The organism is Bradyrhizobium sp. LB11.1 (assembly GCF_040549385.1).
GTDB lineage: Bacteria > Pseudomonadota > Alphaproteobacteria > Rhizobiales > Xanthobacteraceae > Bradyrhizobium.
Map to the genome: position 1 here is coordinate 636,145 of NZ_JBEPTH010000001.1, position 16,388 is coordinate 652,532.

At 64.7% G+C, this 16,388-nt stretch carries 11 protein-coding genes; 3 read left to right on the forward strand and 8 right to left on the reverse strand.

Annotated elements, in window-relative coordinates; genetic code table 11:
• Position 1 precedes the first annotated feature (1 nt).
• The 6 genes from ABIA96_RS02915 to ABIA96_RS02940 all read right to left on the reverse strand — a co-directional run bounded on the left by ABIA96_RS02915 (position 2) and on the right by ABIA96_RS02940 (position 7,599).
• Positions 2-1,690: a methyl-accepting chemotaxis protein gene (locus ABIA96_RS02915; RefSeq protein WP_354135501.1), complete on the reverse strand. Its 1,689-nt coding sequence runs from the start codon at positions 1,688-1,690 to the stop codon at positions 2-4.
• 282 nt (positions 1,691-1,972) lie between these two features.
• Positions 1,973-3,943 (reverse strand): methyl-accepting chemotaxis protein, encoded by a 1,971-nt coding sequence (locus ABIA96_RS02920; protein ID WP_354135502.1) that lies wholly within the window; start codon positions 3,941-3,943, stop codon positions 1,973-1,975.
• A gap of 227 nt (positions 3,944-4,170) precedes the next feature.
• Positions 4,171-4,434 (reverse strand): DUF6894 family protein, encoded by a 264-nt coding sequence (locus ABIA96_RS02925; protein ID WP_354135503.1) that lies wholly within the window; start codon positions 4,432-4,434, stop codon positions 4,171-4,173.
• A 166-nt stretch (positions 4,435-4,600) separates the two neighbouring features.
• Complete coding sequence (locus ABIA96_RS02930; RefSeq protein WP_354135504.1) at positions 4,601-5,206, reverse strand: hypothetical protein; 606 nt, start codon at positions 5,204-5,206, stop codon at positions 4,601-4,603.
• 112 nt (positions 5,207-5,318) lie between these two features.
• Positions 5,319-6,305 carry an acrylyl-CoA reductase (NADPH) gene (gene acuI / locus ABIA96_RS02935; protein WP_354135505.1) on the reverse strand — a complete coding sequence of 329 codons (987 nt, stop codon included), beginning with the start codon at positions 6,303-6,305 and terminating at the stop codon, positions 5,319-5,321.
• Positions 6,306-6,345: 40 nt separating this feature from the next.
• Entirely contained in the window at positions 6,346-7,599 is a 1,254-nt protein-coding gene (locus tag ABIA96_RS02940) for an MFS transporter (RefSeq protein WP_354135506.1), read from the reverse strand.
• 338 nt (positions 7,600-7,937) lie between these two features.
• Here ABIA96_RS02940 and nadA point away from each other — a divergent pair, with 338 nt between their 5' ends.
• From nadA to nadC, 3 genes are read left to right on the forward strand one after another with little or no spacing between them, the layout of a single operon-like run.
• Positions 7,938-9,041, forward strand: a complete 1,104-nt coding sequence (nadA, locus tag ABIA96_RS02945; protein ID WP_354135507.1) for a quinolinate synthase NadA — start codon at positions 7,938-7,940, stop codon at positions 9,039-9,041.
• A gap of 9 nt (positions 9,042-9,050) precedes the next feature.
• Positions 9,051-10,658, forward strand: coding sequence for an L-aspartate oxidase (locus tag ABIA96_RS02950; protein ID WP_354135508.1), 1,608 nt, complete (start codon positions 9,051-9,053; stop codon positions 10,656-10,658).
• 11 nt (positions 10,659-10,669) lie between these two features.
• Positions 10,670-11,548 (forward strand): carboxylating nicotinate-nucleotide diphosphorylase, encoded by an 879-nt coding sequence (gene nadC / locus ABIA96_RS02955; RefSeq protein WP_354135509.1) that lies wholly within the window; start codon positions 10,670-10,672, stop codon positions 11,546-11,548.
• A gap of 4 nt (positions 11,549-11,552) precedes the next feature.
• Here nadC and ABIA96_RS02960 read toward each other — a convergent pair whose 3' ends face one another.
• Together ABIA96_RS02960 and ppdK are read right to left on the reverse strand one after the other, a co-directional pair.
• A complete protein-coding gene (locus tag ABIA96_RS02960; protein ID WP_354135510.1) occupies positions 11,553-13,028 on the reverse strand; it encodes a cell wall hydrolase in 1,476 nt (491 codons plus the stop codon).
• 436 nt (positions 13,029-13,464) lie between these two features.
• Positions 13,465-16,380, reverse strand: a complete 2,916-nt coding sequence (gene ppdK, locus ABIA96_RS02965) for a pyruvate, phosphate dikinase (RefSeq protein WP_354135511.1) — start codon at positions 16,378-16,380, stop codon at positions 13,465-13,467.
• Between the last annotated feature and the right edge of the window lie 8 nt (positions 16,381-16,388).

Here is a 16,388-nt window from a genome sequence, read left to right on the forward strand (position 1 = left end):
ATCAGGCCGCGCGGACCGATTCCAGGAACTGCGCAACCTCGACCTTGAGACGGGTGCTGTCGGTCGCCAGCGACTTCGCCGCCGACAGCACCTGCGTCGAGGCCGAGCCGGTCTCGATCGCGCCGCGCTGCACGTCGGTGATGTTCATCGAGACCTCCTGCGTGCCGAGCGAAGCCTGCTGCACGTTGCGTGAGATCTCCTGTGTGGCCGCGCCCTGCTCCTCGACCGCGGCGGCGATCGCGGAGGACACTTCCGACAGCCGCTCGATGGTGCCGCCGATCTCCTGAATCGCGCTGACCGATTCCTGCGTCGCCGACTGGATGCCTGCGACCTGCGCCCCAATCTCGCCGGTCGCCTTCGCAGTCTGCTCGGCCAGTGCCTTCACCTCGGAGGCGACGACGGCAAAGCCACGGCCGGCTTCGCCGGCACGCGCCGCTTCGATGGTGGCGTTCAGTGCGAGCAGATTGGTCTGGCCCGCGATGGTGTTGATGAGCTCGACGACGTCGCCGATGCGGGAAGCGGCCTGCGACAGCTCGTTGACGCGCGCGTTGGTCCGCGCTGCCTGGTCGACCGCTTCCGCGGCCATACGCGCGGAATCCTGCACGCGGCGGCTGATCTCGGCGACGGAGGAGGACAGCTCTTCGGAAGCCGAGGCCACCGACTGGACGTTGGTCGACGCTTCCTCGGAAGCCGCGGCGACCGCGGTTGCAAGCTCCTGGCCGCGCAGCGCGGTGCTGGTCAATGTCGTTGCCGACGCCTCGAGCTCGGTCGAGGCCGCGGAGACGGTACCGACGACTTCCCCGATCATCGCCTCAAACTTGCGGGTGATGGCGTCGACGCGGCGGCCGCGTTCGATCTTGGCTTCGGCGTCGCGCGCGGCCGCTTCGTCGGCGACCTTCTTGGCGATCAGCGCTTGCTTGAATATCTGGAGCGCATCCGCCATCGAGCCGATCTCGGTTTTTTCGCCGCGATGCGGCACCTCGGCCGAGAGGTCGCCCTCGCCGAGGGACTGCATCGGGCGGATAATCGAGGCAATGCCGCGCGACACGTCGCGCACGAGATAATAGGCGGAGCCGATCGCGATCAAGACCGAGGCCACGATGATGCCGACCAGCACGCGAAAGATCATGGCGTAGCTGTCAGCCGCCTGCCTGGTCTCGATCTCGGCGCCGCGGTTGTTCATCTCGATGCCCTTTTGGAGCAGCGGATCGGCCGCCTGGGCCATCTTCGCGACCTTGGTCTGCAGCATCTCGTTGGCATCGGCCGGGAACTTGCCGGGGCTCTTGCGCGACAGTGCCATCACATCCTGCACGCCATTCAGATATTCGGACCACGCCCTGGTCCATTGCTCATAGAGCGAGCGCTCGTCGGCGGTGGTGATCAGTGGCTCGTAGACCTTGCGGGTCCGGTCGATACGCGCCAGCAGCGAGGCGAGGCGTTTCTCGGCGGCTTCCTTGCCCTCGGGCGTGTCCTGCATCAGGTGCAGGCGCAGCGCGACGCGCAGCTCGTTGATGTCGGCGCGAAGCGAGCCGAGCGCGCGCACGCTGGGCAGCCAGCTCTCCGCGATTTCGACCGTGTGAGAATTGATGTTCTGCATGGTGCCGATCGCCACGACGCCGACGCCGGCAAGCGAGAGCACGAGGACCGACAACACGGTCAGAAGCTTGAAGACGATCGACAATTTCGACATCACGACAAATCCCGATGATACCTGAACGCACAAATCCCCCGCGCCGCGCCCGTCGCGACGGACGGACGGTGGAGCGGAAGTCATTCCAATAATGCTGGCTGGTTCTTATCCGGTAGGATTGCGCCCATAGTTGCAAACAGGCGTTAACAAGGGCCTAGGAGAACTACTGATTTGCCGATTCCCGATACTTAACCTGGCCGCAACCATGTGTTGCAGCCACGCGGATATCTCGCCACGTCACACCGGTACAACGCATCCTTGAGTGTGTAGCGACCTAAGCCGTCACGCCGCTCGTACCGAATCCAGGAAGCGCACGACCTCGCTCTTCAGGCGGTTGCTCTCCTGCGACAACGACTGCGCAGCCGAATGCACCTGCGCCGACGCAGCCCCGGTCTCGCCCGCGCCACGCTGGACCTCGCCGATATTCGCCGACACGTCCGAGGTGCCCTGCGCGGCATGCTGGATATTGCGGGAGATCTCCTGCGTCGCGGCGCCCTGCTCCTCGACTGCAGCGGCAATGGCCGACGAGATCTCCGACATCCGCGCGATGGTGTCGCCGATCTCCTTGATCGCGCCGACCGAATCCTGCGTCGCGGACTGGATCGCACCGATGTGCTGGCCGATCTCGCCGGTTGCTTTCGCGGTCTGCTCGGCCAGCGCCTTCACCTCGCTCGCCACCACGGCAAAACCACGGCCCGCCTCGCCGGCCCGCGCCGCCTCGATCGTGGCGTTCAGCGCCAGCAGATTGGTCTGGCCGGCGATGGTGTTGATGAGATCGACGACATCGCCAATGCGCCCCGCAGCCTTGGTCAGTTCGCCGACCTGCGCATTGGTGCGTTGCGCCTGCTCGACCGCGACGTCGGCGACGCGCGCCGATTCCTGCACCTGGCGGCTGATCTCGGAGATCGACGACGTCATCTCCTCGCTCGCTGAAGACACCGACTGCACATTGGCGGACGCTTCCTCCGAGGCCGACGCCACCGAGGTGGCGAGCCCGTTGGAACGCTCGGCCGCGCGCGTCAGCGTATTGGAGGAGGCTTCGAGCTCGGTCGCAGCCGATGAGACGGTCTCGATAATTTCGCCAACCGCGCCTTCGAAGTCATCGGCGAGCCGCTTCATGTCCGCCTTGCGCTGCGAGCGCCTTCGCGTATCGGCATCTGCCTGCTCGGCACGCAACCGTTCGGCCTCCGTCATGTTGGCCCTGAACACCTCGACCGCACCGGCCATCTCGCCGATCTCGTCCTTGCGCCCGATGCCGGGAACGGCAATCGAGAGCTCGCCGCGCGCAAGCCGCGTCATCGCATCGACCATGCCGGACAGCGCCTTCGAGATCGAGCGTCCGAGCAGGAAGCCGACCGCGGCGAGCACCGCAACGGTGACGAGGAAGGCAATCATCATCCACAGACGAACGGTATCGCGCGTTGCGGCTTCCGCAGCGTCGGCCTTCCTGTACATAGTGTCGACGGCATTCCGCACCTCGACCATCACAGGCTCGACCTCGCGAAAAGTCTTCATCATGGCGGCGTCGAGAGCCGCACTCTGTTGTGCGGTCTCGGCCCAGGCCGCGAACTCGGACTGGTATTTCTGCAGCTTGGCCGTGATGTCGTTCATCACCGTCGTCGGGACCGCGACAACCTCTATCGCGTTGGAGAATTCAACCGCAGCCTTCTTCAGCTCGGCAATGTATTTTGGGTCGCGCCGCAGCATGAAGTCCTTCTCGTGCCGGCGCATCATCAGCATCCAGCTCGTCGTCCGCGGATCGTCGATCTCCTTCAGCTTGGCCTCGATGTCGTGCACCGCGGCGCGGAGCGAGCCGGACAGGCCGAGCGTCTCGTTGAGGCCAAGTTTGATCTCGGTGGCGACCAGCGTATTGAAGTCAGCCGCGTAGCGTTTGAAGCCTTCCTGGGCTTGCCTCGTCCTGTCGGACTGCGCGCTCATGCCGGCCGCCGACATCAACCGTTCGATCTCGTCGAAATCGCGATTGATCGGGCCGATCAGCTCGGCATGCGCCTTGGCATAGCTTTCGTTGCGGCGTTGCTGAAAATTCTTCTCGTTGCGTCGGGCCTCCAGCATCTCGATCGATATCTGCTTGTTGAGGTCGACGATCGCGCGGGCGCGGCTGGCGATTTCGCGGGAGGCATCCTGGGAGAGGCTGCCGATCTCATAGATCGCACCGAAGGCGACGAGACCGACGAGGCCGAAGAGCCCGATCGCCATCACCTTGTGGGTCAGGCGTATGGAAAGGCCGCTCATGAAGGTGCTCCAAAACGCTATGACGCAATACAGATGGGCGACTCAACGCCCGGAATATTGCGGGGATCATGCCTGCGTTGCTTTTCCGGAAGGTTAACCCTGCATCTCATTCGTCGCGGCGCCGCACAATGCTCGCGCGCAAACGCCACGCTGCTCAAATCATCGCAGTTGCACACTTCTTGCGTGCAGCGAATCGATGCCTCGCGAAATTGCAGACGCCGCGTTCGTTAACGCGCGCTCTCTGCGTCGCAGCCCTGACGACACAAGGTCTCGCCGACCAGGCTGATGCGAAAGACCGGCTTCTTGTCGTCGTCGAGCAACTCCATGCTCCACTTCGCATTCGGCTTCAGATTGCGCGAAATGCTGCCGAGCAGATTGGCGCAGACCTCGGTCATCTCGGCCCAGGCAGCATCGCGATCCGCGAACTCATACGGCTGATCGGCGGCGCCGGAATAGCGGCCGGTGCTGATGCGGAAGTAGTACAGCGACATCGATGAACCCTTGTTTTAGGGCCGCGCCCCCCGGCCGTTGCGCAGGCTGGGGCGCCAGTCGCTACCAAGGCATAAAAACCGCGGGCCGTATCACTACGGCGTCACGGCTTCGCATGCGGTGCATTCGTAAGGCGGGTAAATCGCGCGCGCAGGTTTGCGCGGATCGTCACTCGGTCGAGCGGCGCAGCTCGAGCGGACCTTCGTTCTTCGCCGGCTCGGATTTCACTTCCGACTTCACCGGCTCGATCCGGCTGCTCTCGACCCGCGGCGTCTCGACGCGCGCGGCGACCTCGGTGCTTGAGGCATTGACCGAACCGGTGTGCTCCGGCGCACGCAGCGAGCGCGGCCGCGCAACGGCCCGCGCCATCAGCATCTGGTTGCCGCCCTGGTGGTGGAAGTCGCAATAGGCAAAGCCCATGCCCGAGACCGAGCCGCGGAAGCTGCGGTCATCGGTCTTTTCGAGGTTGAAACAAGGCTCGAACGGAATGCCCTTGATCGAGGCGCAGACGTTCTGGCCGCGGATCTGGAGTGTGTTGCCGGGCAGGCGGAGATGTTTCACCGGGCCCGATCCGGAGAACTGCACCGCGCCGGCGGCGCCGAGATCGTCGAGGATACGGCCTGCACCGCGGGTGCCGTCGAAACAGGTGAAGGCAAACACCTTGCCGGCGACGAAGCGGCGTGCCTCATCCGCGTTCATACTCCCAGCCAAGGCGATGGCCGGCGCAAACGTCACGACTGCCGTGACAGCCCCCAACACAATACGCGCAAGCATGCTCTACTCCGAACCAACCCCGCAGCGGGCGATGCCATATCTCTTTACCCGCTGCTTACCATACTAACCAAGGCGACATTGAAGCAGCTTGGTTGGTAAAGTCTGAACGCCGTTAGACAATTTTTACCACGATACGGCCGCGGACCTGGCCGGCCAGGATTTTCGCGCCCCATTGCGGAACTTCATCGAGCTGAATTTCCGTAGTGATTTCAGATAGTTTTGTCCGATCAAGGTCGGAGGCCAGACGCTGCCAAGCGGCTTTTCGCGGCTCAATCGGGCACATCACTGAATCGATGCCGAGAAGGCACACCCCACGCAAAATGAAGGGTGCGACAGAAGACGGCAGGTCCATACCGGCGGCAAGACCGCAGGCGGTGATGGCGCCACCATATTTCGTCATCGACAGCAAATTGGCGAGCGTGGTCGAGCCGACGCTGTCGACGCCACCCGCCCAGCGCTCCTTGGCCAGCGGCTTGCCGGCCGCCGACAATTCGTTGCGGTCGATCACCTCGGCAGCGCCAAGGCTCTTGAGGTATTCGGCCTCGGACGCGCGACCAGTCGAGGCGATAACATGGTAGCCGAGCCAGGACAGCACGGCGGTCGCGACCGAGCCGACGCCGCCGGCCGCGCCGGTTACCACCACCGGACCGCTCTTCGGCGAGACACCGTGCTTCTCGAGCGCGAGCACCGAGAGCATCGCGGTGAAGCCCGCGGTGCCGATCGCCATGGCGTCGCGTGCCGACAGGCCTTGCGGCAGAGCAACCAACCAGTCGCCATTCACCCGCGCCTTCTCGGCATAGGCGCCGAGATGGGTCTCACCCATGCCCCAGCCGGTGCAGACGACCTTGTCGCCCGCTTTCCATTGCGGATGCGAGGAGGCTTCCACCGTGCCGGCAAAATCGATACCGGCAATCATCGGGAAGCGGCGCACCACCGGCGCCTTGCCTGTCAGCGCGAGGCCGTCCTTGTAGTTCAGCGTCGACCATTCCACGCGGACGGTGACGTCGCCGTCCATCAGCTCGGCTTCATCGAACTGGGTTAGCGCGGCGGTGGTGCCCTTGTCGGCCTTATCGATCCGGATCGCGTTGAACTTGGCCACAGCAAACTCCCTGACTTGTTTGACCAGGATGTTTAGCCGATCAGGCAGGCTGCGCAACCGCCCGTGCGACCGGCTTCTCCACGATCGGAAGATTGATCAGCGCGGAGAGCACGCCGAACAGTATCGAGAGCCACCAGATCGGCGTATAGGAACCGAACTTCTCGAAGACAATGCCGCCGAGCCAGACGCCCAGGAAGCCGCCGACCTGATGGCTGACGAAGGCAAAGCCATAGAGCGTGGCAAGCCAGCGCGTGCCGAACATCAGCGCCACCAGCGCCGAGGTCGGCGGCACTGTCGACAGCCAGGTCAGGCCGGAGACCGCCCCGAACGCGATCGCCGAGAACGGCGTGATCGGGAACGAGATGAAGGCGAAAGTTGCGAGCGCACGGGTTAAATAGATCGTCGAGAGGATGTAACGCTTCGGCAGCGAGTTCTGGAGGTAGCCGACGCTGAGCGAGCCCATGATGTTGAACAGGCCGATCGCTGCGATCACCCAGCCGCCGGTTTGCGTCGAGATGCCGCGGTCGACCAGGAACGCCGGCAGATGCACGGTGATGAAGGCAAGCTGGAAGCCGCAGGTGAAGAAGCCCAGCACCAGCAGCACGTAGGAACGATGGCCGAAGGCCTCCGCGAGGGCCTTGGTGATGGTCTGCTCATCCGCAGGCGCCGCGCTGGCCGTGCTTGCGACCGGCGGCGTCGAGATCGCCAGCGAGAGCGGGATGATCAAGAGCATCAGGAAGCCGAATACGGTGAGCGTTTGCTGCCAGCCGACATTGTCGATCAAGGCCACGCCAATCGGCGCGAACAGGAACTGGCCGAGCGAGCCCGCCGCGGTGCCGGCGCCGAGCGCGAGGCCGCGCTTCTCGGCCGGCAGCAATTTTGTGAACGCCGAAAGCACGAGGTTGAACGAGCAGCCGGCGAGACCGAAGCCGACCATCACGCCCGCGCCGATGTTGAGCGACATCGGCGTCGAGGAGTAACGCATCAGCAGAAGGCCGCCAGCATAGAGCAGCGCGCCGACGCACATCACGCGGAACAGGCCGAAGCGATCGGCGATCGCGCCGGCAAGGGGCTGGCCCAATCCCCACAACAAATTCTGAAAGGCGATGGCGAGGCCAAACACGTCGCGGCCCCAGGCGAATTCGTGGCTCATCGGCTGCACGAAAAAGCCCAGCGTCGAGCGCGGACCGAAGCCCAGCATCCCGATCGCACAGCCGCAGAGGATGATGACGGCCGGAGTACGCCAGTTGGAGGAGCGTGAGGTCGAACCGAGCTCGCCCGCATGTGTCGGCATGGTCTACCTCTTCGGCCATTGGCGGATCTGCAAATCGGCAGCTGCAAACCAGCGTTTAATGCAAATGCATGAAAACCCCAAGTCAAAAGTGATTGCGTTCCACCAGGGACTGCTGCCGGAGCATTACGCTTGATTGCGGCCCTGCCCGGCGCGCCAGGCGTGACTTGACGGGAATGTGTGCGAGGAGGCCTAGCGGCCCGCCAGTCAGCATGTTATCTTCGATCTACTCAGTTTGAGTATATGTAAGCTCTGGCGAACCCCACCGGCCCTCTCGGCCGGATTTCTCAGGCTCCGTATATACTCACATGGAGCATATATGACTGACATGGGAGGCTTCGATGCCGATCACTGGAATTTACGGCCCCGACGATCTTGCAGACCGGCCGCAGGGCCAAGCCACCTCCGCCCCGCTCGCGCCAGCGCGAACCGGACCCGCGCTGCCGCGGCCCTCGCTGGAATGGACGGGCGAGATCGAACGCGCCACCGCGCCGATCTACGAGCGCGTCAAGCATGTGATCCCGCCGATCGAATGGCCGCTGATGGCGCCGACGATTCACGCGATCAATGAACTGAAGCACGCGCGCAACGCGGTGATCCTCGCCCACAACTACCAGGCGCCGGAGATTTTTCATGGCGTCGCCGACATCGGCGGCGATTCGCTTCAGCTCGCCGTCGAAGCCACCAAGGTGAAGGCCGATGTCATCGTCCAATGCGGCGTGCACTTCATGGCGGAGACGTCGAAGCTGCTCAATCCGGACAAGACCGTGCTGATCCCGGACTCGCGCGCCGGCTGCTCGCTCGCCGCCAGCATCACCGGCGCCGACGTGCGGCTGCTCCGCGAAAAATTTCCCGGCGTGCCTGTGGTCGCCTACGTCAACACCTCCGCGGAGGTGAAGGCCGAGGTCGACATCTGTTGCACCTCGTCGAACGCGGTGCAGGTGGTCGAGAGCCTCGGCGCGCCAAGCGTGATCTTCCTGCCCGACCGTTATCTCGCGACCTATGTGGCATCAAAGACCGACGTAAAAATCATCGCCTGGAAGGGCGCCTGCGAGGTGCATGAACGCTTCACCGGCGACGAACTGCGCGCCTTCCGCGACGCCGATCCCTCCGTGCAGATCATCGCACATCCCGAATGTCCGCCGGACGTGCTGGCCGAGGCCGACTTCACCGGTTCGACCGCGCACATGATCAATTGGGTACGCAAGCGACGGCCGAAGCGGCTGGTGATGATCACGGAATGCTCGATGGCCGACAATGTCCGCGCCGAGCTGCCCGATGTCGAGATGCTGCGCCCCTGCAATCTGTGCCCGCACATGAAGCGCATCACGCTGTACAACATCCTGGAGAGCCTGCTGACGCTCGGCGAGGAAGTCACGATCGATCCGGCGCTCGCGCAGCGCGCGCGGCGCTCGGTCGAGCGGATGATCAATCTGAAGAACTGAGAGCGTGACATGACAGACAATATCCACAACCTCACCCGCTCCACCGACGACGTCGTCATCGTCGGCGGCGGTCTCGCCGGCTTGTTCTGCGCACTCAAACTCGCGCCGCGGCCCGTGACACTGATCTCGGCGGCACCGCTCGGACAGGGGGCGTCATCCGCATGGGCGCAGGGCGGTATCGCGGCCGCTGTCGCAGAAGGCGATACACCGGAAGCGCATGCAGCCGATACGATTGCGGTCGGCGGCGGCATCGTCGACAAAGCGGTCGCGCTCGGGATCGCGCGCGAGGCGGCGCCGCGGATTCACGATCTGCTCGCCCACGGCGTGCCGTTCGATCGCGACCTCGAAGGCCGGCTTGCCGTGGGGCGGGAAGCCGCGCATTCGGCGCGGCGGATCGTGCATGTCCGCGGCGACGGTGCGGGCGCGGCGATCATCGCGGCGCTAATTGAAGCCGTGCGCCGCACGCCGTCGATCCGCCTGATCGAAGGCTTTGTCGCCGAAGCGCTGCTGACCGAGGACGGCGCCGTCACCGGCCTTCAATTGCGCGAGGCCGGCAACTTTGCGTCAAGGCCCATGATGATCGCCTCGCGCGCGATCGTGCTGGCGACCGGCGGCATCGGCCATCTCTACGCCGTCACCACCAATCCGGCCGAGGCCAACGGATCAGGACTTGCGATGGCGGCGCGCGCCGGCGCTGTGATTGCCGATCCGGAATTCGTACAGTTCCACCCGACCGCCATCATGGTCGGCCGCGATCCGGCGCCACTTGCGACGGAAGCCCTGCGCGGCGAAGGCGCGACGCTGATCAACGGCCAGGGCGAACGCTTCATGCTTGCACTCCATCCGCTCGCCGAACTCGCGCCGCGCGATATTGTGGCCCGCGGCGTGTTCGCCGAGATCGCAGGCGGACGCGGCGCCTTCCTCGATGCGCGGCAGGCACTGGGCGCGCGTTTCGCCGACAAATTCCCGACCGTGCATGCGAGCTGCATCGCCGCCGGCATCGATCCGGCGGCGCAAGCCATCCCGATCGCGCCGGCTGTGCACTATCACATGGGCGGCATCGCGGTCGATGCGCGCGGCCGCAGCTCGATCGATGGGCTCTGGGCCGGCGGTGAAGTGTCGTCAACAGGCGCGCACGGCGCAAATCGACTCGCATCGAATTCACTGCTCGAAGCCGTGGTCTATGCCGCACGCATTGCCGACGACATCGCCGGCCACGCGATCCCCTCACCCGCCCGCCTCCCCGAGGCGCTGGTGACACCGCGCGGTGGTGCGCCGGATGCAGCCAGCGTGCAGCAGTTGCGCACGATGATGAGCGCGAATGTCGGCGTGATCCGCGAGCGCGACGGGCTTGCGGAAGCCGTGCGCAGCTTTGCGGCGCTCGAGCACGCGGCCACGAGCATCGCCGTCCGCCACATGGCGACAACGGCCCTGCTCGTCACCGCCGCAGCCTGGAGCCGGCGCGAGAGCCGCGGCGCACATTTCCGCTCCGACCATCCTGCGGACGTGCCCGCGCTGGCGCAGAGAACGATGACCACGCTCACTGCGGTGCGCGAGATCGCGGACGGCCTCACCGAGCATTCATCCCCGCGCGTCGCGCAATCCATGATCGCCTGACGGAGTATTTCATGATGACCCCGACCTCCCTGCTTTATCCCGACGCCTTTCTCTCTCCGCTGGCCATCGACGAGGCCGTGCATCGCGCGCTCGACGAGGATCTCGGCCGCGCCGGCGACGTCACCTCGCTCGCGACGATCCCGGAAGCGACCAAAGCGCAGGCTGTCCTCGTCGCACGGCAATCCGGCGTCATCGCCGGTCTGCCGCTCGCGCTGGCGACGCTGCAGAAGCTCTCGCGCGAACTCGAGGTGCGCGCGCATGTCCGTGACGCCGCGCGCGTTGCCCGCGGGCAGCAGGTCCTGACAATCTCCGGCCCGGCCCGCGCCATTCTCACGGCGGAACGGACCGCGCTGAACTTCGTCGGCCGGTTGTCGGGCGTCGCGACGCTCACGGCCGACTACGTCGCGCGCACCGAAGGCACCAAGATGCGCATCTGCTGCACGCGAAAAACAACACCGGGATTGCGGGCGCTGGAGAAATACGCGGTGCGCTGCGGCGGCGGCTTCAACCACCGCTTCGGCCTCGACGATGCGATCCTGATCAAGGACAATCACATCGCGGTCGCCGGCGGCATCCGCCCCGTGCTGGAACGCGCCCGCGCGCATGCCGGCCATCTCGTCAAGATCGAGATCGAAGTGGATACGCTCGCGCAGCTCCGCGACGTGCTCAACACTGGTCTGGCCGAGGCGGTGCTGCTCGACAACATGGATATCGCGACGCTGCGCGAGGCGGTGCGGATGACGGAAGGTCGCCTCACACTGGAAGCTTCCGGCGGCGTCACGCTGGACTCGATCGCGGCGATCGCGACGACCGGCGTCGACTACGCTTCATCCGGCGCACTGACGCATTCGGCGCCAAATTTCGACTGCGCGCTGGATATCGAGATGTGAGCGGCTACCGCCGCTCGGTCACGCCCATCTCGGCTGAGCTCCTGGCTTCCTGGGCGAGCTCGGCCGAGAGTGCGGCGGTCTGCGCCGGCGTGCCCCAGCTCGGCTCCTCGCTGCCGTCGCCCCAGTTGCGCGGCCGGTAGAAGGTGTGCACGCCGAATTTGTACGTCTTCTTCATCTCGGCGACCCATGACGGACGCACCCAATAGGCGTGGTAGTGCGTCGACTTACCGACCTCGGGCAGCCATATCTGACCGTCGAGCATCGCCTTCGAGATCTTCCTGGCGCGCTCCCACATCTCGGGCTCGCGGATCACGTCGGGGTTGTTGTCGCAGGCAAAGGTAAACTGGCAGGCGAGATGATGGTACTTGTTCTGGTAGACCACGCCGCAGACAGTTTCCGGATATTTTCCGGAGAAGACGCGGTTCATCACGACTTGCGCGACCGCGATCTGGCCACGCACGGCCTCGCCGCGGGATTCGAAATAGACCGCTTCGGCGAGGCACTTCTCGGACTTCGCGCGTGACTTTTCGTCGAGGGCCAGCCGCTCGGCCGGCGATTTGGCGCGCTGGTTGTCGGCGTTGACCTCGCCCTTCGGCGCGACGCTCTCGCCGCTCTCGCTGTCCTTCGCGATGTCCTCGTTCGACGGCGACAGCGATGCCAGTTTCATGTCGGGGTCGGGCATCACGATCAGCGGCTCGGCTCCGGGCTGCCAGCTCTCGATGCTCTCGACGTTGCCGCCGAGCGAGGAACTGCCGAAGAACAGGTTCGAGGTCTTGACGCTGAAGGGATCACGCGGCGGGGCTGCGACCGTCGCCTGCTTCAGCGCGTTGAGCGGCTGGGCTGCGAAGGACAGCGCATTGCCGTCGGCCTTCGGCGGACTTGTGTATTGAGCCAATGGCGGCGCGCGCATTGCCTCCTGAAGCTCGGGATCGAGTGCGGCCGCGGACTCCGGCGACATCGCATGCGGCTGCGCGACAGGCAACTGAGCCGGCAACTGAGCGGTCTTGGCGCCAAACACGGAACTATTCGAGGTCGCGGGATCCTGCTGCGCAGGCGCGGCGGTCGGTGTGGCCATCTCGGGCGCCGGTGCAGGCGTCACGATGGCGAGGCGATCGCCCTTCAACGCGCGATCGACCTTGGGGAAATCGGCAGCCTGATAACGCGTCGATGCCTGGAGTGCCGGATTGCCGCGAGAGATGGTGCCGGTGACGTCGCGACCATCGAGGCTTGCGAGGCGAACCATCGCGCTCTGCGGAACCGAGGTGCCAATGGGGCGGGAAAAGCTGTAGGTCGCGAGCTGAATTGAAGACGCAGCGGAGAACACCTGCCTCTGCCAGCGCTCAACGACGCCGGGCTGGCGCGCTAGCAGCGAGCCGATATCCTGATAGCCGGTCTCTCTCGGCATCAATGCGAAGATGCAGAGACCGATTCCGAAGGACGCGAACCGCGCGCCCTTCGGATGGTTACGCAACACAGACATCGATACGCTCACACTACGCTTACGCTGGAAAAATCGAGCCGCAGTACATCCGTGCAATTCGATCTTTATCGTGAGTATCTAATTTAGGTTGCCGGGGCGTTAATCGGCGTTGCGCAGCCGACACACTCAAGCGATGTCAGGTGTTTTCACGGGGCGATGCTGCACCTTGGTAAATGCGGGCCTGCCTGAAGCGGTAAACATCTGGTCAACGCAAATGGTGAAGGAACTCTTGCTGATCATTCTTGCGCGCACGTATCATTACGGGACGCTCCGCCGTCATTGCGAGGAGCTCTTGCGACGAAGCAATCCGGACTGTCGCCGCGGAGGGATTCTGGATTGCTTCGCTGCGCTCGCAATGACGGGGGGAGAGAGCGTCACCAAATAAAAAGAGGCGGAGCTTGGCTCCGCCTCTTCACAACCACTATTTCAATCCGCCTTACGCCTGGCTCGCAACCGCTTTGCCGAGCGCAGCTTGAGCCGCAGCAAGCCGCGCGATCGGCACGCGATAGGGTGAGCACGACACGTAGTCGAGGCCGATCGTATGGCAGAAGGCGACAGACGCCGGATCACCGCCGTGCTCGCCGCAGATGCCCATCTTGAGCGATGGGCGCGTCTTGCGGCCGCGCGCGACGCCGATCTTGACGAGCTCGCCGACGCCTTCCTGATCGAGCGAGACGAAGGGATCGATCGAAAGGATGCCCTTCGACACGTAGGGACCGAGGAAGCTCGCGGCGTCGTCGCGGCTGATGCCGTAGGTCGTCTGCGTCAGATCGTTGGTGCCGAAGGAGAAGAAGTCCGCGCTCTCGGCGATTTCGGCCGCGAGCAGACAGGCGCGCGGCAGTTCGATCATGGTACCGACCTGATAGGTGAGCTTGGTGTTGGTATCGCGCATCACCGCCTTCGCCGTAGAGTCGATGCGCGCCTTGACCAGGTCGAGCTCCATCTTCGTGGCAATCAACGGCACCATCACCTCGAGGCCGACGGCCTTTCCGGTGCGTTTCTCGGCTTCGACCGCGGCCTCGAAGATCGCGCGCGCCTGCATCTCGGCGATCTCGGGATAGGCGATCGCGATGCGGCAGCCGCGGAAGCCGAGCATCGGGTTGAACTCCGACAGCTCGCGCGCACGGTCGGCGAGACGTCGGGGATCGGTGTTCATGGCGCGCGCCACTTCCTCGACCTCGGCGTGGGTGTGCGGCAGGAACTCGTGCAGCGGCGGATCAAGCAGACGGATCGTGACGGGCAGGCCCTTCATAATCTCGAACAGCTCGACGAAGTCGGCGCGCTGCATCGGCAGAAGTTTGGCAAGCGCGGCACGGCGCGACTGCTCGTCCTCGGAGAGGATCATCTCGCGCACCGTCCGGATGCGCGTCTCCTCGAAGAACATGTGCTCGGTGCGACAGAGGCCGATGCCTTCCGCGCCGAACTTGATCGCGGTGCGCGCGTCTTCCGGCGTGTCGCCATTGACGCGAACGCCGATCTTGCGGACCTGGTCGGCCCATTTCATCAGCGTGCCGAACTCGCCGGAGAGCTCCGGCTCGATCATCGGCATGCGGCCCGCCAGGACCTGACCGAGCGAGCCGTCGATGGTGATGACGTCGCCGGCCTTGTAGGTGCGCGAACCGATGCTCATGGTACCGCGGCCGTAATCGACGCGGATGGTGCCGCAGCCGGAGACGCAGGGCTTGCCCATGCCGCGCGCGACCACGGCGGCGTGCGAGGTCATGCCGCCGCGGGTGGTCAAGATGCCTTCGGCGGCGTGCATGCCGTGGATGTCTTCGGGGCTGGTCTCGATGCGGACCAGAATGACCTTGCGGCCGTCGCCCTGGAGCTTGGCGGCTTCATCCGAGGAGAACACGATCTCGCCGGAGGCAGCACCGGGCGACGCCGGCAGGCCGGTCGCGATCACGTCACGCTTGGCGTCGGGATCGATGGTCGGATGCAAGAGCTGATCGAGCGATGCGGGATCGATCCGCATCACCGCTTCCTTCTTGTTGATCAGGCCTTCATTGGCGAGCTCGACCGCGATGCGCAGAGCCGCCTTCGCTGTGCGCTTGCCGCCGCGGGTCTGCAGCATCCAGAGCTTGCCCTGCTCGACCGTGAACTCCATGTCCTGCATGTCACGGTAGTGCTTCTCGAGCTGCGTGTAGATCCGCGTCAACTCCTTGAAGGCCTCCGGCATCGCCGCTTCCATCGACGCCTTGTCGGAGCCGGATTCTTTGCGCGCCTCTTCGGTGATGTCCTGCGGCGTGCGGATGCCCGCCACCACGTCCTCGCCCTGCGCGTTGATCAAAAATTCGCCGTAGAGCTTGCTCTCGCCGGTCGAGGGGTTGCGGGTGAACGCAACGCCGGTCGCCGAAGTCTCGCCCATGTTGCCGAACACCATGGCCTGCACGTTGACCGCGGTGCCCCAGTCAGCCGGAATATCGTGCAGCTTGCGGTAGGTCACCGCGCGCGCGTTCATCCAGGATGAAAACACCGCGCCGACCGCGCCCCAGAGCTGGTCATGCGGATCCTGCGGAAAATCCTTGCCGGTTTCGCGCGCGACCGCGTCCTTGTACTTGCCGACCAGATCGACCCAGTCCTCGGCGGTGAGGTCGGTGTCGAGCGTGTAACCCTGGCCGTCCTTGAAGGTGTCGAGAATTTCCTCGAAATGATGATGCTCGAAACCGAGCACCACGTCGGAATACATGGTGATGAAGCGGCGATAGCTGTCATAGGCGAAACGGCGGTCGCCCGAGAGCTCCGACAGCGCTTCCACGGTCTCGTCGTTGAGGCCGAGATTGAGCACGGTGTCCATCATGCCCGGCATCGAGGCACGCGCGCCGGAGCGCACGGAGACGAGCAGCGGGTTCTTGGTGTCGCCGAACACCTTGCCGGTCAACTTGCCGACATAGTCCAGCGCCTTCTCAACCTGCGACTGCAGTTCTTTCGGGTAGGATTTGTCGTGGGCGTAGAAATAGGTACAGACCGCGGTCGGGATGGTGAAGCCCGGAGGCACCGGCAGGCCGAGATTGGCCATCTCGGCGAGGTTGGCGCCCTTGCCGCCGAGCAGGTCGCGCATCTCCGAGCGGCCCTCGGCCTTGCCGTCGCCGAACGTGTAGACCCACTTGCCGGCCTTGGCAGGCGCAGCCTTCGCTGCGACCTTGGCAGCAACCTTCGGCGCCACCGGCTTGGCCGCAGCCTTCGCCGCCGGCTTGCCCGCAGGCTTAGCTGCCGCCTTGGCAACCGGCTTTGGGGCGCTCTTCACGGCGCTCTTGGGAAGCGCCTTGCGAGCCGCCGGCGCGGCTTTCGCCTTGGCGGAGGGCTTTGATTTCGCTGCAGTTTTCTTAGGCTTCGAGGCGGCTTTGGCCATAGCTTGCA